Origin of the sequence: Pseudonocardia xishanensis, assembly GCF_039541715.1 — a bacterium.
Classification (GTDB): Bacteria; Actinomycetota; Actinomycetes; order Mycobacteriales; family Pseudonocardiaceae; genus Pseudonocardia; species Pseudonocardia xishanensis.
In genome coordinates, this window is sequence record NZ_BAABGT010000038.1 from 82,295 (window position 1) to 98,582 (window position 16,288).

General features: G+C 73.6%; 21 protein-coding genes and 3 tRNA genes. 15 read left to right on the forward strand and 9 right to left on the reverse strand.

What is annotated here, in order from left to right; genetic code table 11:
- The first annotated feature begins 24 nt into the window (after positions 1-24).
- Positions 25-252: a hypothetical protein gene (locus ABD993_RS16475; protein ID WP_345418530.1), complete on the forward strand. Its 228-nt coding sequence runs from the start codon at positions 25-27 to the stop codon at positions 250-252.
- 10 nt (positions 253-262) lie between these two features.
- Here the strand turns inward: ABD993_RS16475 and ABD993_RS16480 are convergent, their stop codons facing one another.
- The 3 genes from ABD993_RS16480 to ABD993_RS16490 form a co-directional block, all read right to left on the reverse strand.
- Positions 263-643 (reverse strand): hypothetical protein, encoded by a 381-nt coding sequence (locus ABD993_RS16480; RefSeq protein WP_345418533.1) that lies wholly within the window; start codon positions 641-643, stop codon positions 263-265.
- A 128-nt stretch (positions 644-771) separates the two neighbouring features.
- A complete protein-coding gene (locus ABD993_RS16485) occupies positions 772-3,867 on the reverse strand; it encodes a helix-turn-helix transcriptional regulator (protein ID WP_425569022.1) in 3,096 nt (1,031 codons plus the stop codon).
- Between the two features lie 52 nt (positions 3,868-3,919).
- Entirely contained in the window at positions 3,920-4,111 is a 192-nt protein-coding gene (locus ABD993_RS16490) for a hypothetical protein (RefSeq protein WP_345418539.1), read from the reverse strand.
- Positions 4,112-4,256: 145 nt separating this feature from the next.
- Between ABD993_RS16490 and rpmG (ABD993_RS16495) the strand changes: the two genes are divergently transcribed.
- The 8 genes from rpmG (ABD993_RS16495) (at position 4,257) to ABD993_RS16530 (ending at position 6,317) form a co-directional block, all read left to right on the forward strand.
- Positions 4,257-4,427, forward strand: coding sequence for a 50S ribosomal protein L33 (rpmG, locus tag ABD993_RS16495; RefSeq protein ID WP_345418542.1), 171 nt, complete (start codon positions 4,257-4,259; stop codon positions 4,425-4,427).
- The gene (gene rpsR / locus ABD993_RS16500; RefSeq protein ID WP_345418545.1) at positions 4,427-4,654 is read left to right on the forward strand and encodes a 30S ribosomal protein S18; all 228 of its coding nucleotides are present in this window, start codon (positions 4,427-4,429) and stop codon (positions 4,652-4,654) included. The genes rpmG (ABD993_RS16495) and rpsR overlap by 1 nt, the downstream gene beginning before the upstream one ends.
- 108 nt (positions 4,655-4,762) lie before the next feature.
- Positions 4,763-4,835 (forward strand) — tRNA-Thr (locus tag ABD993_RS16505).
- Positions 4,836-4,865: 30 nt separating this feature from the next.
- Positions 4,866-4,938 (forward strand) — tRNA-Met (locus tag ABD993_RS16510).
- Positions 4,939-4,979: 41 nt separating this feature from the next.
- Positions 4,980-5,147, forward strand: a complete 168-nt coding sequence (rpmG, locus tag ABD993_RS16515) for a 50S ribosomal protein L33 (protein ID WP_181780200.1) — start codon at positions 4,980-4,982, stop codon at positions 5,145-5,147.
- A gap of 6 nt (positions 5,148-5,153) precedes the next feature.
- Positions 5,154-5,591: an FAS1-like dehydratase domain-containing protein gene (locus ABD993_RS16520; protein WP_345418551.1), complete on the forward strand. Its 438-nt coding sequence runs from the start codon at positions 5,154-5,156 to the stop codon at positions 5,589-5,591.
- Positions 5,588-6,013, forward strand: coding sequence for a MaoC/PaaZ C-terminal domain-containing protein (locus ABD993_RS16525; RefSeq protein WP_345418553.1), 426 nt, complete (start codon positions 5,588-5,590; stop codon positions 6,011-6,013). The genes ABD993_RS16520 and ABD993_RS16525 overlap by 4 nt, the downstream gene beginning before the upstream one ends.
- A gap of 94 nt (positions 6,014-6,107) precedes the next feature.
- Positions 6,108-6,317: a hypothetical protein gene (locus ABD993_RS16530; protein WP_345418556.1), complete on the forward strand. Its 210-nt coding sequence runs from the start codon at positions 6,108-6,110 to the stop codon at positions 6,315-6,317.
- Between the two features lie 39 nt (positions 6,318-6,356).
- Here ABD993_RS16530 and ABD993_RS16535 read toward each other — a convergent pair whose 3' ends face one another.
- A complete protein-coding gene (locus ABD993_RS16535) occupies positions 6,357-7,580 on the reverse strand; it encodes a pyridoxal phosphate-dependent aminotransferase (protein ID WP_345418558.1) in 1,224 nt (407 codons plus the stop codon).
- Between the two features lie 167 nt (positions 7,581-7,747).
- Here ABD993_RS16535 and ABD993_RS16540 point away from each other — a divergent pair.
- From ABD993_RS16540 to rplA, 5 genes are all read left to right on the forward strand, one after another.
- A tRNA-Trp gene (locus ABD993_RS16540) sits at positions 7,748-7,823 on the forward strand.
- Positions 7,824-7,879: 56 nt separating this feature from the next.
- The gene (gene secE / locus ABD993_RS16545; protein WP_345418561.1) at positions 7,880-8,233 is read left to right on the forward strand and encodes a preprotein translocase subunit SecE; all 354 of its coding nucleotides are present in this window, start codon (positions 7,880-7,882) and stop codon (positions 8,231-8,233) included.
- Between the two features lie 52 nt (positions 8,234-8,285).
- Complete coding sequence (gene nusG, locus ABD993_RS16550; protein WP_345418564.1) at positions 8,286-9,125, forward strand: transcription termination/antitermination protein NusG; 840 nt, start codon at positions 8,286-8,288, stop codon at positions 9,123-9,125.
- A 64-nt stretch (positions 9,126-9,189) separates the two neighbouring features.
- Complete coding sequence (gene rplK / locus ABD993_RS16555) at positions 9,190-9,621, forward strand: 50S ribosomal protein L11 (protein WP_345418567.1); 432 nt, start codon at positions 9,190-9,192, stop codon at positions 9,619-9,621.
- 65 nt (positions 9,622-9,686) lie between these two features.
- Positions 9,687-10,403: a 50S ribosomal protein L1 gene (rplA, locus tag ABD993_RS16560; protein WP_345418570.1), complete on the forward strand. Its 717-nt coding sequence runs from the start codon at positions 9,687-9,689 to the stop codon at positions 10,401-10,403.
- A 95-nt stretch (positions 10,404-10,498) separates the two neighbouring features.
- Here the strand turns inward: rplA and ABD993_RS16565 are convergent, their stop codons facing one another.
- The 5 genes from ABD993_RS16565 to ABD993_RS16585 form a co-directional block, all read right to left on the reverse strand.
- Positions 10,499-11,596 carry a CaiB/BaiF CoA transferase family protein gene (locus tag ABD993_RS16565; RefSeq protein WP_345418572.1) on the reverse strand — a complete coding sequence of 366 codons (1,098 nt, stop codon included), beginning with the start codon at positions 11,594-11,596 and terminating at the stop codon, positions 10,499-10,501.
- A gap of 41 nt (positions 11,597-11,637) precedes the next feature.
- Positions 11,638-13,134, reverse strand: a complete 1,497-nt coding sequence (gene yczR / locus ABD993_RS16570; protein WP_345418575.1) for a MocR-like transcription factor YczR — start codon at positions 13,132-13,134, stop codon at positions 11,638-11,640.
- A gap of 238 nt (positions 13,135-13,372) precedes the next feature.
- Positions 13,373-13,666, reverse strand: coding sequence for a hypothetical protein (locus tag ABD993_RS16575; protein WP_345418578.1), 294 nt, complete (start codon positions 13,664-13,666; stop codon positions 13,373-13,375).
- A 50-nt stretch (positions 13,667-13,716) separates the two neighbouring features.
- Entirely contained in the window at positions 13,717-14,127 is a 411-nt protein-coding gene (locus tag ABD993_RS16580) for a sterol carrier protein (RefSeq protein ID WP_345418581.1), read from the reverse strand.
- A gap of 144 nt (positions 14,128-14,271) precedes the next feature.
- Positions 14,272-14,919, reverse strand: a complete 648-nt coding sequence (locus tag ABD993_RS16585) for a response regulator (protein WP_345418584.1) — start codon at positions 14,917-14,919, stop codon at positions 14,272-14,274.
- Between the two features lie 46 nt (positions 14,920-14,965).
- Here ABD993_RS16585 and ABD993_RS16590 point away from each other — a divergent pair, with 46 nt between their 5' ends.
- Positions 14,966-16,252, forward strand: a complete 1,287-nt coding sequence (locus ABD993_RS16590) for a sensor histidine kinase (RefSeq protein ID WP_345418587.1) — start codon at positions 14,966-14,968, stop codon at positions 16,250-16,252.
- Positions 16,253-16,288 lie beyond the last annotated feature (36 nt).

The following is a 16,288-nucleotide window of genomic DNA, read 5'->3' on the forward strand; positions in this document are numbered from 1 at the left end:
CATCGCCTGTGGAGGTGAGTGGTTATGAGTCCCGTCCCCATGGATCACCACGAGAAGATGCGGCTGCGCGCCGCGGCCTTCCGCGTGACCCGGCTGTACCCGGGCCCCGTCGGTGAGGTCCTCTCGCGCGAGCTCCTCACCTGGGAGGAGTTCGGCTACCGGCTCGGGGGAGGGCAGCTGGTCATGCGGCTGGTCGACCACGTGCTGAAGAGCCCACTGAACGCCGACGGCCGAGACGGCGTCGCCGCCTGACGGGCGCTCCCTACGGTCCCTGCAGGGTCGTGGCGGTGCTCGCCGCGGCCCCGCTCGGCGCCGTGTCGTCCGTGGAGGCGGCCACGGCCCCTCCGAGCACCAGCATCGCCGCGAGCGTGGTGAGGCTGCCCGCGCGCGCCACGATCGTGTACGCGGCGGCGGCCGCCCCGCGCAGCGCCGGGCTGACCCTGGTCTCGCGCGCGCGCACCGGCTCGACCGGGCTCAGCAGCGCACGCACCGGGACCGCCGTGACCGGCACACGCGAGCGCTCCGACGGGCGCCCCGGTGAGGCGGCGGCCCGGTGAGCTCCCCGCGACTGCCTCGGGATCGCCACCGTCTGCACGGCCCGGTCGAGGGCGGTGGCGGCGGGGAACGCGGGCAGGACGGTCACGTCCCCGATATCGAGCCCCCACCCGCGGCCGTTAACGCTCCCGGCCGCCCTCACCCGATCGGTGTCGTCATCTCCGGCGAGGGACGAAGGTCAGCGGCACCGCCGTTCGGCGCAGCCGTCTCCTCCGCTCATCGGCTGATCGGGATCAGCCCCCGCTCGTATCCGACGGCGACGGCCTCGGTCCGGCTCGCGGCGCCCAGCTTCGCCATCACCCGGGACAGGTGCACGGAGACCGTCTTCTCGGAGATGTAGAGGACCTCCCCGACCTGCCGGTTCGTCCGGCCCTCGGCCACCAGCCGGAGCACGGCGTGCTCGCGGGGGGTCAGCGGGCCCGACCGGCCCTCCGGGGCCACCGTGGGGGCGCCCGCGTGGTCGGCGGTCTCCCGGACGGCCGCGGCGAGCGGCCCCGCGCCCAGCTCGACGGCGGTCGCATGGGCCTCGGCGAGATCCGCCGCCGCCGCCTCGCGCAGCCGCGCCGCGACGGACCGGTCCGCCGCCCCGGCCGCCCGCAGCGCGGCCTCGGCCCGCCGCAGCAGCGCCTGGGCCCGGCGGTAGGGCTCGCCGTAGCCGAACGCCTCGACGACGGTGGTCCAGAGCGCGGGGTCGTCCCCGCCGCGCACCCGGGCCGCCTCGGCGCGGGCGCGGGCCGACCAGGCCCGGCCCTCGACACCCACCGAGCCCGACCGGGCGATGCCCCGGGTGGCGGCGTCCTCGGCGGCGGCGAGCAGGGCGGCCGCCCGGTCGGCGGGGTCCCCGTCGTCCCCGGGCTCCAGCGCGGCGAGGCCCAGCGCCGCGAGCGCGATCGACGCGAGGTGGTGGGGAAGGATCCGCCGCAGGTCCGCGAGCGCGGTCTCGGCCCGCCGCAGCGCCTCCGCTCGGTCTCCCCGCCAGAGCGCCAGCTCGGTACCCGCCTGGCCGAGCAGCAGGACCACCTGATCGTCCTCCTGGCTGCGCGAGTCCAGCTCCCGCCACCGCCGCTCGGCCTCGGCCGACCGGCCGCGGGCGACGTCCACCAGCAGGCCCGCCGCGGCCAGCCTGCCCGCCACCGCGGGAGCGACGCGGGCACCGCCGAGCCGGGCGGTCCGCTCGGCGGCGTCCCAGCGGCCCGCCATGAACTCGGAGATCAGCTGGGCGACCCGCATGTCCATGCCGTAGGCGCTCCACGTGGTGCCGGTCTCGACCGCCCGCCGCCCGCCCGCGGCGAACTCGTCCGCGGCGGCTCCGAGCGCGCCCTCCTCGAGCAACGACATCCCGCGGTTGTAGAAGATCCGCAGCTCCACGCCGGTGTTCCCGGACTCGCGCGCCTGCGGCATCGCCTCGGTGAGCAGCTCCCGGCTGCGCCACCCGCGGCCCTCGAACTCCTCCAGCACCGCCAGGCTGATCAACGCGTCCGCCTCCACGGCGGCGATGTCCTGCAGCGCGTCCCCGATGAGGGTGTCCGATCCGCCGGGACCCGCCGCCCGCCCTCCGGCGGCGGCCCCGCGCCGATCGAGGTCGGCCGATGCGGCGCCCCGAGATCCCGGCTGCGGTCCTCCGCGGCGCGGCGTGGGCGGCTCCGAGCGCAGGTCCGCTGCGGTGGCCCTGGCGATGCGTAACGCCGCCTCGCCGTGCTCGCGCAGGCCTGCGACGTCGTCCGTGCGCCACATCGCCCGGGCGAGGATCGCGTGCGCCCACGCGAGCTCGGCACCGGGGGGCCGCCCGGCGAGCAGCGCGATGGCCTCCCGGGTGGTCGCGACGGCGGCCGCACCGCCGTCCATCCGCTCCAGCAGGCGGATGGCATGGCGGACGCGGACGTCCGCCGCCCGCTCGGGATCGTCGAGCGCGTCCACCAGGTCCAGTGCCCGGGTGCTCAGCGCCAGGCCGCGGTCCGGGTCCCCCGTCGCGCTGGCCGACCACGCCGCCCACAGCGTGACGGCGAGCTCGTCCGCCCCGGCCACGCCGGCGGCATCCGGCACCGCGGGCCAGAGCTCCACGGCCCGCTCCGCGTGCCGCAGCACCTCGGCGGGTGCCCCGAGCCGGTCGGCCTCCCGCGCGGCCCGCACGCTCGCCGCCAGGGCCCGGGGCAGGTCGTGGGCGGCGAGCGCGTGGTGGGCCAGGGCGGCGGCCGGGGATGCGCCGAGGCCGGGCCGCGGACCCGCGTCCATCCGGGCGGCGAGCAGGTCCGCGTACCGGCCGTGGATCCGCCCGCGCTCCCCGGGCAGCAGGTCCTCGTACACCGCCTCGCGGAGCAGCGCGTGCCGGAAGGCCAGCTCGCCCGCGGCGTCCGTGATGAGCACCTGGTGCGCGACCGCCTCCCGGACCGCCTCGGTGAACTCGCCCGGCTCCAGCCCGCTGACCTCGGCCAACGTGTCGTCCGCGACACTGCGCCCGGCGACCGCCGCGACCCGCAGCACCTGCCGGGCCGCGGCGGGGAGCCGCTCGAAGCGGGTGAGCAGCACGTCCGCCAGCGCCTCGGGCAGCCCGCCACCCCCCGCGGCGGACACCAGCTCCTCGGCGAAGAACGCGTTCCCCTCGCTGCGCTCGGCGAGCGTGCGGAGCTCCCGTTCCGCCAGCCCCAGCTCGGCGGCCAGGCTGCGGACCAGCGCGACGGTGTCCTCCGGCGGCAGCGGCGCCAGGTCCAGCCGCTCGACCGCGGGCAGCCGCACCAGCTCGGCGAGCACCGGGCGCAGCGGGTGCCGCCGGTGCAGGTCGTCCGCCCGGTAGGTGGCGACGACGAGCAACGGCTGGTCGGCGAGCCGGGACAGCAGGAACACCAGCAGGTCGCGGCTGGACCGGTCCGCCCAGTGCAGGTCCTCGACCACCAGCAGCACCGGGCGCCGCGCCGCGGCCGCACCGAGGGCCGACAGCAGTGCCTCGAACATCTGGAGCTGGCCGAGCTCGCGCCCGCCGCGCTCGGGTTCACCCCCGAGCGTGGTCAGCCGGAGCAACCCCGGATACCGCTCGACCACCTGGGGGTCCGCGGCCGCGAGCTGCCCCGCGACCTCGGTGAACGGCAGGTACGGCAGCTCGGACCCGGCCGTGTCGAGACACCGCCCGAGCAGCACCAGCGCGTCCGACGCGCCTGCCGCGACCTCACCGACCAGCCGGGACTTGCCGACGCCCGCGTCCCCCGCCAGCAGCACTGCACCGCCGCTCCCGGCCCGGGCCCGGTCCAGCGCAGCGGTGAGCGCGGCCCGCTCGGCCACCCGGCCGACGAGCCCGATCCCCACCCCCGGTCGCGGCACGGGCGTCATGCTCGCACGCGCCCCCGACAGATCTCCGGGAGTCGCGGGGGGCTCACTGTCCCGCGGCGGCGGCGACCCGGCCCCGCGGCGCGTGCGCGGACTTCTCCGGCGGTGGCGGGGGTGGGGCCGGGACCCGCCGCCACCGCCGGGCCAGCCGCGCCAGTCGGGCGGTGCGGGCCTCGGCGAGGAAGGTCTCGCGTCGCTCGTCGACCAGGGTCTGCAGGAAGGTCACGTCCGTCGTCATGAGGACGACGGTCCGCCTGAGGGCGGGGTGGGGGCATCGGGCGATCACGCCGTCCCGAGGGCCCTCGGCAGTGGCCGGGTAAGGGATCCGGGGGCCCGTGCGTTACCCTTCATGACAACCGTTTTCATGACGAGAGGAGGACGGCGTGGCCGCCAAGTCCGCCGCCGTACGGCCGATCGTGAGGCTCCGCTCCACCGCGGGGACCGGCACGACGTACGTGACCCGCAAGAATCGGCGCAACGATCCTGACCGTCTCGTACTTCGCAAGTACGATGCTCGTGTGCGTACACACGTCGAGTTCCGCGAGGAGCGCTGATGCCCCGCCCCGAGCGGCCCGTCCGTAAGAAGAAGAACCCGTTGAAGAAGGGTCAGGAGATCGACTGGAAGGACACCGGTCTCCTGCGCCAGTTCATCTCCGACCGAGGCAAGATCCGCGCCCGCAGGGTGACGGGTCTGGGACCGCAGGAGCAGAGGAAGGTGGCGACCGCGATCCGCAACGCGCGGGAGATGGCGCTGCTTCCCTACCCTGGGGCCGGTCGCTGACCCCCTGAGCTGCACGGACATCCCGGAGGTACCCCGGTTTCGGGGCCCCTCCGGGGTGTTGTGTAGAGTTCTCCACGGCTCGCGGGGCTGACCTCGCAAGCCCGTGCCGCCCCTTTAGCTCAGTCGGCAGAGCGTCTCCATGGTAAGGAGAAGGTCTACGGTTCGATTCCGTAAAGGGGCTCCGAGCGGGACCCGGTGACGAGTCTCGCAAGGCGGTGTAGCTCAGGTGGTAGAGCAAGCGGCTCATAATCGCTGTGTCGCCGGTTCAAGTCCGGCCACCGCTACACACTCGACTGATCAGCAGCATTAAGCAGGAGGCACTCCCATGGGCAAGGCGACGGACGTCCGGCCGAAGATCACGCTTGCCTGCGAGGACTGCAAGCACCGCAACTACATCACCAAGAAGAACCGGCGTAACGACCCGGACCGCCTCGAGGTGAAGAAGTTCTGCCCGAACTGCGGCACCCACAAGGCGCACCGCGAGACCCGCTGACCCGCGTTGCCTGACGAGTCCTTCGTCGGACGCACTCTCCCCGCCGCAGGCCCGTACCAGGTCGGCCGGGAGAAGATCCGCGAGTTCGCCACGGCCATCGGGGACCCGTCCCCGCTGAGCCACGACGTCGACGCGGCGCGCGCGGCCGGTCATCCCGACCTGGTCGCGCCGCCGACGTTCTCGACGACGTTCGCCATGCCGGTCATCGAGGGCTTCCTCAAGGACCCGGACTTCGGCTGGGACTACACCCGCATGGTCCACGGCGACCAGCGCATCGTGTTCCAGCGCCCCATCTTCGCCGGGGACGAGCTCTTCACCACCCTGCACGTGGACACCCTCAGCACCCGTGCGGGCAGCCACTTCCTCACGCTGCGCTGCGAGGTCGCCACCGCGGCCGAGGAGCCCGTGGCCACCTTCACCGGGCTCCTGGTGACGCAGACGTGAGCGTCGAGAAGGGGTCCGTCGTCAAGGGCACCGAGCTCCCGCCGCTGGAGCTGCACCTCACCCGCGCGGACCTCGTCCGGTACGCGGGCGCCTCGGGCGACCTCAACCCCATCCACTGGAGCGACCGGGTCGCCACCGGCGCCGGTCTGCCCGGCGTGATCGCCCACGGGATGCTGACCCTGGGTGCCGCGGGTCGGATCGTCACCGACTGGGTCGGGGACGCCACGCGGGTGCGCAGCTACGGCGCCCGCTTCACCCGCCCCGTCCTCGTCCCGGACGACGACTCGGGCGCCACCGTCACCGTCACCGCGGTCGTCTCGGACGTCACCGACGGGATCGCGAAAGTGGACATCAAGGCCGTGTACGACGGCAAGGCCGTTCTCGGGCGGGCCGTCGCGGAAGTCGTCCTCCCCGCCCACTGAGACTCACGGGACACGGCCGGGTGTGTCCGGTTGCCGTGATCCGCTCGGGAGGCCAGGCTGCCTGCGACCATCAATCGACGGAGGGAGCAGGACCGTGAAGTTCGGCAAGCTGGTGGACAAGGCCTGGGAGGACAAGACGGCCGCGGAGATCCTCGACGCGCCGCCGTCCGCCCTCGAGGGCCTCACGGAGAAGCACGACGAGCAGCTGGCCGCCTTCGGTATCAAGACCGTCGGGGACCTGGCCAAGTGGAAGTACGCCAAGCGCGCGGCCGCCCTGGCCGACCTGGCGGACACCGACAAGTGAGACTCGGCCGGGGCGGGTGCGCCCGCCCCGGCCGCCGGTCTACTTCGCCTCGGCCAGCAGGTCGGCCATGCGGGTCACGCCGGTCTTGAGGTCGTCGTCGCCCAGGGCGTACGACAGCCGGAAGTAGCCCGGGGTGCCGAAGGCCTCGCCCGGCACCACCGCGACCTCGGCCTCCTCCAGCACCACGGCCGCGAGGTCCAGGCTGCTCTCGATGCGCCGGCCGCGGATCTCCTTGCCGAGCAGGCCGCGCACGTCCGGGTAGACGTAGAACGCCCCGCGCGGGGTGGGGCACTCCACCCCGGGAATGGCCGAGAGCAGCTCGACGATGGTGCGGCGACGGCGGTCGAAGGCCGTCTTCATCTCCTCCACGGCGTCCAACGAGCCGCTGAGCGCTTCGATCGCGGCGCGCTGCGACACGTTCGACACGTTCGACGAGAGGTGGCTCTGCAGGTTCGTGGCCGCCTTGATGACGTCCGCCGGGCCGATCATCCAGCCCACCCGCCAGCCGGTCATCGCGTAGGTCTTGGCGACCCCGTTGAGCACCACGCAGGTGTCCGCCAGCTCGGGGACGGCCACGGGCATCGAGACGGCCTCGGCGCCGTCGTAGGTCAGGTGCTCGTAGATCTCGTCCGTGACGACCCAGACGCCGTGCTCGACGGCCCAGCGGCCCACGGCCTCGGTCAGCTCGCGCGAGGCGACCGAGCCCGTCGGGTTCGACGGCGAGCACCACAGCAGCACCTTCGTGGCCGGCGTGCGCGCGGCCTCCAGCTGCTCGACGGTGGGCAGGTAGTCCTGCTCCGGGCCCGTGACGACGACCGTCGACACGCCCCCGGCCAGCGCGATGGCCTCCGGGTAGGTGGTCCAGTACGGGGCGGGCAGGATGACCTCGTCGCCCGGGTCCAGCAGGGTGGCGAAGGTCTGGTAGACGGCCTGCTTGCCGCCGTTGGTGACCAGCACCTGGTTCGCCGCGACCTCGTAGCCGCTGTCCCGCTTCGTCTTCGCGACGATCGCGGCCTTGAGCTCGGGGAGCCCGCCCGCGGGGGAGTAGCGGTGGTTCTTCGGGTCGGCCGCCGCCGCCTGCGCCGCCTCGACGATCGCCGGGGGCGTGGGGAAGTCCGGCTCGCCCGCGCCGAAGCCGATCACCGGGCGGCCCTCCGCCTTGAGCGCCTTCGCCTTGGCGTCCACGGCGAGGGTGGCGGACTCGGCGATGCCGCCGATCCGGGCGGAGATCCTGGGCTTCGTTGCAGACGTCGGTGCGGACATGGCGCCCATCCTCGCGCACGACACGTACGCTCGCGCGAGGGGGTTTCGACCTCCGGGGAGGCGGTGTGCACGGCGTCGTGGGCCGTGCGTACACTCGTGTCGCCGCGTGCACCGGATCTTTCGGTGCGCCTGCTCCGTGCTCGTCCCCGGGCGATGCGGAGCGGCGAAGGGGTGTAGCTCAACTGGCAGAGCAGCGGTCTCCAAAACCGCAGGTTGCAGGTTCAAGTCCTGTCACCCCTGCCACACCGGGACAGGATCAGTGAGGCGAAGGCGGCGTGCCCGCCGGTGAGGACGAGTCTGTGAGCGACGAGGGTGAGGAGGGCCGCGAGCGGCCCCGTTCCGCGGCCGACCGCCGTGGTCGCCGCACGTCGCCTGCAGGGGCGTCCGGGTCCGGCGCGGTCACCACGCCCGGCAAGGGCAGGCCGACCCGCTCCCGCGGGGAGGGCGCGCCCAAGAAGGCGTCGGTCTTCGCGCGGCTGGTCCGGTTCCTCCGCGAGGTCGTGGCGGAGCTGCGCAAGGTCATCTGGCCCACGCGCAAGCAGTTGGTCACCTACACGATCGTCGTGCTGGTGTTCGTCGCCTTCATGGTCGCGCTGGTGTCGCTGCTGGACTGGGTGTTCGGCCTGGGCGTCGAGGCCCTGTTCGGGGCCTAGCGGCACCGGTGAGACGAGCACCACGAGAGCTGACGAAGGAAGCGAGAAGCACGTGACCTCCCCAGACGGCCGACCGGCCGAGGACGAGACGACGGTGCAGGCTGCCGACGTCGAAGCGGCCCACGGCGAGGACGCTGCCTCCGACACCTACACCGACCCCGAGGACACCGAGACCCCCGGTGCGGCGGCGGAGACGCTGGAGTCCGAGGACTCCGCGGACGCCGACGAGACGGTCTCCGAGATCGCCGCGGTGGACGAGGAGCTCGAGGAGCAGGACCCGGTCGAGGCGATGACCGAGGCCCTGCGCCGCGCCCCCGGCGACTGGTACGTCGTGCACTCCTACGCCGGCTACGAGAACAAGGTGAAGACCAACCTCGAGACCCGCGTGCAGACGCTGGACGTCGAGGACTACATCTTCCAGGTCGAGGTGCCCACCGAGGAGGTCACCGAGATCAAGAACGGCCAGCGCAAGCAGGTGCAGCGCAAGGTGCTGCCCGGCTACATCCTGGTCCGGATGGAGCTCAACGACCAGTCGTGGGGCGCCGTCCGCAACACCCCCGGCGTCACCGGGTTCGTGGGCGCCACGAACAAGCCGTCCCCGCTGACCCTCAACGAGGTGCTCAAGTTCCTGCTCCCGAAGCAGGAGGCGCCCAAGGAGAAGGCGGCCGCGGCGGCCGGTTCCGGCGGCGGCGCGTCGTCGGGCGGCGGCGCCACGGTCGAGGTCGACTTCGAGGTCGGCGAGTCCGTCACCGTCATGGACGGCCCGTTCGCCACCCTCCCGGCCACCATCAACGAGGTCAACGTCGACGCGCAGAAGCTGAAGGTGCTGGTCAGCATCTTCGGCCGTGAGACGCCCGTCGAGCTGGCCTTCAGTCAGGTCTCCAAGATCTGACGACCCGCACTTCCCGCCGCGGGGCAGGTCCGCTGCGGGAGAGTCGACACCCAAGGAAACGAACATGCCTCCCAAGAAGCGGAAGCTCTCCGCGATCATCAAGCTCCAGATCAAGGCGGGCGCGGCCACGCCCGCCCCGCCGGTCGGCCCCGCGCTGGGTCAGCACGGCGTCAACATCATGGAGTTCTGCAAGGCCTACAACGCCGCGACCGAGGCCCAGCGCGGCGACGTCGTGCCGGTCGAGATCTCGGTGTTCGAGGACCGCTCGTTCACCTTCGAGCTCAAGACCCCGCCCGCCGCGCGGCTGCTGCTCAAGGCCGCGGGCGTGGACAAGGGCTCCGGCACCCCGCACACCGTCAAGGTCGCCTCGGTGACCATGGACCAGGTGCGGGAGATCGCGCAGCTCAAGATGCGCGACCTGAACGCCAACGACCTGGACGGCGCCGCGAAGATCATCGCAGGCACCGCCCGCTCCATGGGCATCACGGTCAACTGACCACACCCGTACGCGTGGGAGAGCCGAGCGCGGCTCCTACCACGATCTTCTGAGAAGGACTGAAGATGGCAAAGCGCAGCAAGGTCTACGAGGCCGCCGCGGCGAAGATCGACCGCGACGCCCTCTACTCGCCGCTCGAGGCCGCCAAGCTGGCCAAGGAGACCGCGAGCACCAACTACGACCCGACCGTCGAGGTCGCCATGCGGCTGGGTGTCGACCCCCGCAAGGCGGACCAGATGGTCCGCGGGACCGTGAACCTGCCCCACGGGACCGGCAAGACCGCCCGAGTGATCGTGTTCGCCGTCGGTGACCGGGCCGCCGAGGCCGAGGCCGCGGGCGCGGACGTCGTCGGCGCCGAGGACCTCATCGAGCGGATCCAGGGCGGCTGGCTGGACTTCGACGCCGCCATCGCCACCCCGGACCAGATGGCCAAGGTCGGTCGGATCGCGCGCATCCTCGGCCCGCGTGGCCTGATGCCGAACCCGAAGACCGGCACCGTCACCCCGGACGTGGCCAAGGCCGTCAACGAGATCAAGGGCGGCAAGATCAACTTCCGGGTGGACAAGCAGGCCAACCTGCACCTGGTCATCGGGAAGGCCTCGTTCGACACCGAGAAGCTGGTGGAGAACTACGGCGCGGCGCTGGACGAGATCCTGCGCGCCAAGCCGTCGGCCGCCAAGGGCCGCTACATCAAGAAGATCACGGTCTCCACGACCTCGGGCCCGGGCATCCCGGTCGACCCGAACCGCACCCGCAACCTGCTGGTGGACGAGACCGTCTGAGCCTCCGCAACGCCGAATGCCCCCTCCCGCACCGGGAGGGGGCATTCGTGCGTCCCACCGCGAGTCCGACCCCACCGCTCGCGAGTCCGACGGGCTCAGGTCCAGTCGGCCAGGATCGTGTCGACGGTCTCGAGATCGCCGGGTGCGCCGGGCACCTCGGTGGCGGTGCGGGAGAAGCGAGGTGCCGGGGCGGCCTGGGCCACGTCGTCCGGGCTGACGATCGTGTTCCGCGCCGCCATGTGCGGGTGCGCGGCGACCTCGCCGAAGGCCAGGACCGGTGTGGTGCAGGCGTCCGTGCCGTCGAAGACCGCGGCCCACTCGTCACGGGTCCGGGTCAGGAAGACCTCGGTGAAGCGCGCCTTGATGGCGGGCCAGGACTGCACCTCCGTCTGCGGGGGCAGCGACTCCGGGTCGATCCCCAGGCCCGTGAGCAGCTCGGCGTAGAACTGGGGCTCGATCGCACCCACGGCCATGTGCTTGCCGTCCGCGCAGGTGTAGGTGTCGTAGAAGGGCGCGTAGCCGTCCAGCAGGTTGCTGCCCGGGCTGTCCTGCCAGATCTTCGAGTTCAGCATCGACCAGACCATCTGCACGAGCAGGCTCGCACCGTCCACCATCGCGGTGTCCACGACCTGGCCCTCGCCGGAGCCGCGGGCCTCGAACAGCGCCGCGAGCACGCCGATGACCAGCAGCATCGAGCCGCCGCCGAAGTCCCCGACCAGGTTCAGCGGCGGCACCGGACGCTCGCCGTTCCCGCGGCCGATGGCGTGCAGCGCCCCGGTCAGGGCGATGTAGTTGATGTCGTGGCCCGCCCGCGCGGCCATCGGGCCCTCCTGGCCCCAGCCGGTCATCCGGCCGTAGACCAGCCGCGGGTTGCGGGCGTGGCAGTCCGCCGGACCCACGCCGAGCCGCTCGGTGACGCCCGGGCGGTAGCCCTCCAGCAGGACGTCCGCCTTCTCGACGAGCGCGAGCACCGTCTCGCGGCCCTCGGGGCTCTTCAGGTCCGCCGCCACCCGGCGCCGCCCGCGCAGCGTGGGGTCGGCGGCGGCCGTGCCGAGCTGCAGGCCGCCGGGCCGGTCGATCCGCACGACCTCCGCCCCGAGGTCGGCCAGGATCATCGCCGCGTGCGGCCCGGGTCCGATCCCGGCCAGCTCGACGACCCGTACCCCGGCGAGGGGTCCGCTGCGTGATGCCACGTGCAATCTCCTATCGATCGATCGTTCAGCAGCGTAGCCGGTCAGGCGACGGCGATGGAGTCGGCGACGTCACCATCCGGCTGATGGTGCAGACCCTGCCAGGCCGCGGTGAGCCGTTCGAGTGCCGTGGCCATCCGGTCCGGGCGCAGCGTGAACGGGAGTCGGATGTAGCGCTCGAAGGCCCCGTCGAGCCCGAAGCGGGGGCCCGCCGCCAGCAGCACGCCGTGCCGCCGGGCGGCCCCGGTCAGCAGGCTCGACACCGGCTCGCCGAGGTCGACCCACAGGCTCAGGCCGCCGGTCGGCCGGTTCGGGTGCCACTGGGGGAAGGACCGGGCGAGCCCGGCGAGCAGGTCCGCACGGGCCGCGCGCAGATCCGCCTGGCGCTCGGCGACGACGGCCTCGACGTCGTCCACCAGGCGCGCGGTGACCAGCTGGTCCAGCACCGCCCCGCCGAGGTCCACCGCGGGTCGAAGGGCGGCGATGCGGCGGATCACGGCGGGTGCGGCCCGGATCCAGCCGATCCGTAGCCCGCCCCAGAAGACCTTGCTCGCCGAGCCGATCGTCACGACCAGCGGGGAGTCGGGGGCATGGGCGGCGACCGGCTGCGGGGTCGGGACGTCGAGCGGGAGCTCGGCGAGGGTCTCGTCGACCACCAGCGGGGTGCGGGTCCGCCGCGCCAGCTCGACGACGCCCGCGCGCTCCTGCGGCGTCATCACCGCGCCGGTGGGGTTGTGGAAGTCCGGCACGAGGTAGGTCAAGGCCGGGTTGGCGTCCCGGATCGTGTCGCGCAACAGGTCGAGGTCCCAGCTCGCGGAGGCGGGGCCGACCGTCGTCGCGGCCGCGGTGAGCGGGACCGGCACCGGGCGGGCGCCGCGGCCGCGGATGGCGTCGAGCGCGTTCGGATAGGTGGGGTGCTCGACCAGGACGCGGTCGCCGGGGCCGGTGAACAGGGCCAGGACCAGCACGATCGCGTTCTGCGCCCCGGTGGTGACCAGGATCTGGTCCGGCGTGGTGGGCACGCCGCGGTCGGTGAACCGCCGCGCGACGGCCTCGCGCAGGGCAGGGGTCCCGGCCAACGAGTAGCCGTGCCCCCCGAGGTGGCCGTCCAGGTCGCCGACGGCGGCGACGGTCGCCTTGCGGATCGCGTCCGTCGGGGCGGCCGGCGCCGCGTGGGCGAGGTCGGTCAGCCCGCCCCCGGTCAGCGGCGAGAACGGCGTCTCGACGGCGTAGGCGTCCGGCTCCGTGACCGCGGTCGCGGGGACCCGCGTCCAGCTGCCCGCCCCGCGCCTGCTCTCCAGGTACCCGTCCGCGCGCAGGGTCTCGTAGGCGGCGGCGACGGTCGTCCGGCTGACGTCCAGCGCACCGGCCAGCTCGCGCTCGGCCGGGACGCGGGTACCGATCGGCAGCCTGCCGTCGAGCACGAGCAACCGGACGCGGTCGGCGAGCGCCACGGCCAACCCGCGGTCGTCCGGCGGGCGCCAGGTACCGAGCAGGCGCGCGAAGCTCCCGCTCCCGATCCGACGGGTCGCGTGGTCCATCAGGCCACCTCTGCTGAATTGGCTATACCGAACCAGGCCAATCCTACGCACGATGGAGCCATGACAGCCACGATCCTGCTCTCGGTCCTCGTCCTCATCGCGCTCCTGGCGCCGCGCTACGGCGCGGACAGCCGGTCCCTGCGCGACGCCCCCCGGTACAGGGCCACGCCGTGGGGCGACCTCAAGGCCGCGTGGTGGAGGTTCCGATACGCGCTGGAGCGGCCGCCACGGTCCCGGGCTACGTCCGGTACTCCCAGTGGTCCTGCGTGAGCACCTCGGCCTGGCGGCCTGCGTCGTCGAGCACCTCGGCGCGGAAGTAGTAGCGCCCCGGCTGCCAGTCGTCCCGCCTCGCGACGGCGTCGAGTACGGCCACCGCCCAGCGGTGCCACTCGTCGTCGTCGCGAGGCAGGGGCCGGGGGGTGTCGCACTCGAGCGTCGTGAAGTCGTGCAGTCGCCCGCGCAGGGGCGTCCACATCTGCACGTCCACGGTCAACGTGTCCGGGAGAGCGCGGGCGTGCCGCGGCGAGTCCACGGCCGGAGTATCACTCACTGGGCCGTACGGCGGTGCTCTCGATCACCCGATCAGGCGTTGAGCAGGTCCGACCTGCCCTTCTCCTCCAGGCTCGCCCGGTAGGGCCCGAAGAGGCCCTTGGCCAGCGGCAGCACCTTCAGCAGCGTGGCCACCGGGCCCTTCGCACGGACGTGGCCCTTGGCCAGCGCGACCGGCAGTACGACCTTGCCGAGCCAGAAGCGGTTGCCGGTGTCCGCGGTCATGAACAGCTCGACGTTGGGCTGCGGCCCCCGATCCGGCCCCTCGAAGATCTCGGAGTTCGGCATGTCCACGGTCAGCACCGCGTCGGGGTCGGTGTAGGTGATGCGCAGGACGACACCGGAGGGCTTGAGCTTCTCGACCAGGGCCGCGTCCTCCATGCCCATCCGGAACACACCCCCGAGGTACTCGTAGACCTCGGCCTCGTTCTGGAACGCCGCCACGATGCAGCCCCTCTCGGTCGGATGCGGGAAGTGTGGCGGGGCCTGCCGACCGGGGCGACCCCCCGACCGGGCCACCCCTGGCCCGGAGGTGTCATCCCGGCCCGACGGACGGGAGTCGCCGTGCCGTCGTCGGCCGGGCGCGGCTCAGTCGAGCAGGCCTGCGCGACCGGCCAGCGCGGCCGCCTCGATCCGGTTGGCCGCACCCAGCTTGTGCAGCAGGGAGGCGATCATGCGCTTCGCCGTGCGCTCGCTGACCAGCATCGGGCGGGCGATCTCGCTCGTCTCCAGGCCCCGCGCGAGCAGCCGCCACAGCTCGACGTCCCGTTCGGACAGCCGGTCCAGCAGCCCGTCCGCGGTGCGGTCGGCGGAGACCAGCAGCGCGTCGAGCAGCTCGGCGCGGACCACCCGGACCCCGGCCAGCACCGACAGCAGCGGCGCGACCAGCACGTCCGGATCGGCGGACTTCCCGAGGTACCCGTCCGCTCCGGCGCGCAGGGCCGCGGCGGCGAGGTCGAGGTCCTCGGTGCCGGACAGCGCCAGTACCCGGGTGTCCGGGTAGGCGGCCTTCATCCGTCGGATGGTCTCCACTCCACCGAGCGGCGGCAGCGCCAGGTCGACGATGGCCACGTCCGCACGGTTCCTGCCGACGAGCGCGACCGCCTCCTCGCCCGCCGTCGCGGACCCGACGACCCGGAAGGTCTCCCCGGCGCGAGACTCCAGCAACAGGGCGAGACCCTGGGCGAACAGGGCGTGGTCGTCCACGATGACGACGGTGTAGGGCCCCTCCGGCACGGGGGGAGCGTAGCTACGCTGCGCCGATCGGTGGAGGGAGGCCCGCGTGGAGGTCTACGGCCCGTGGACGCGGCGCTCGGACTCGGCCGAGGAGCGCGCCGCGGTGGTGATCCGCGCGGCGGTGGTGGCCGCCGTCGGGTTGGCGCTGGTCATCGGCCCGGAGCTGGCCCGGGGCCGGATGCTGGTGGTGTGGGTGATCGTCGCGGCCACGGCCGTCTACGCTGCCGCGCTGCTCGTCACCGAGTGGGCGGAACGACCGCTGCCCGCCCGGCCCGCGGTGATCACCGTGATCGACGGCGTGCTGGTCCTGGTCGCGTGCGGGCTCACCGGGGGTGCGGACAGCATCTTCGTGGCGGTGCTCCCGCTCATCGCGATCGCCATGTCGCTGCGCAGCGGGCCGGTGCTGGGCCGGCTCGGGGCGCTGGGGGTGGGGTTCGGGTTCACGGTCGCCTGCGTGGTCGGCTCCGACCCGGACGTCCCGCTGTCCGAGCGGCTGCTGACCGGGGCGTGGTGGAGCGGGTTCCTCGTCGCGGCGGCCGTCCTGGTCGGGGTGCTGGTCCGGATGTTGGAGCGACAGCTCGCGGTCGCCGCGGAGTCCCGCGCACGGGAGCTGGCAGAGCACGAGAAGCTGTTGTCCGAGCGCGGGCTACGGGCCCGGCTGGTCGCCGCGCAGCAGGCCCGGCTCGACGGGGTGCGGGTCGTCCTGCACGAGTTCCGCACCCCCGTCGCGTCCCTGACCGCCCTGACCGGTGACCTCGCCGCGGGCAGGCTGGCCCCGCAGGCCGCGGACACCGCGATCCGGCTGCTGGCCGAGCACGCGGTGCACCTGCGGGACATGCTCGAGGGCCTGGCCGACCTCGCCGTGCGGGACGGCAGCCCGCTCGGCCGGGTCACCGACCGGCGTGTGGTGCTGGGGGAGCTGGCCGAGGCCGTGCTGGACGCCGCGGCGGTGGCGCCGGACCGTCGGCGGATCACGGTCGAGCCGCCCGGTGCCGCCGTGCGCTGCGATCCCCAGCGGTTGCGCCGGGTGCTCACCAACCTCGCCGAGAACGCGGCGCGACACAGCGGCGACTCGCCCGTCGAGCTGGCCCTGTCCTACTCGGACGGTGTGCTGGCGGCCGAGGTCCGCGACCGGGGCCCCGGGCTCCCGCCGGGCCAGGAGGGCCTGGTGACGACGAAGGGGGTCGCCCTGGGCGAGCGCCGCGGCACCGCGGGCCTGGGCCTGTGGATCGTGGAGGCGCTGGTGGGGGCCATGAACGGCGAGCTGACCCTGGAGCCGCGGGAGGGCGGGGGGTTGGTCGCGCGGCTCATCCTCTCCCTGGACCCGGCCTGAGCGACCCGCTGCCGGCCCGGGCGGGTCAGCTGCGGA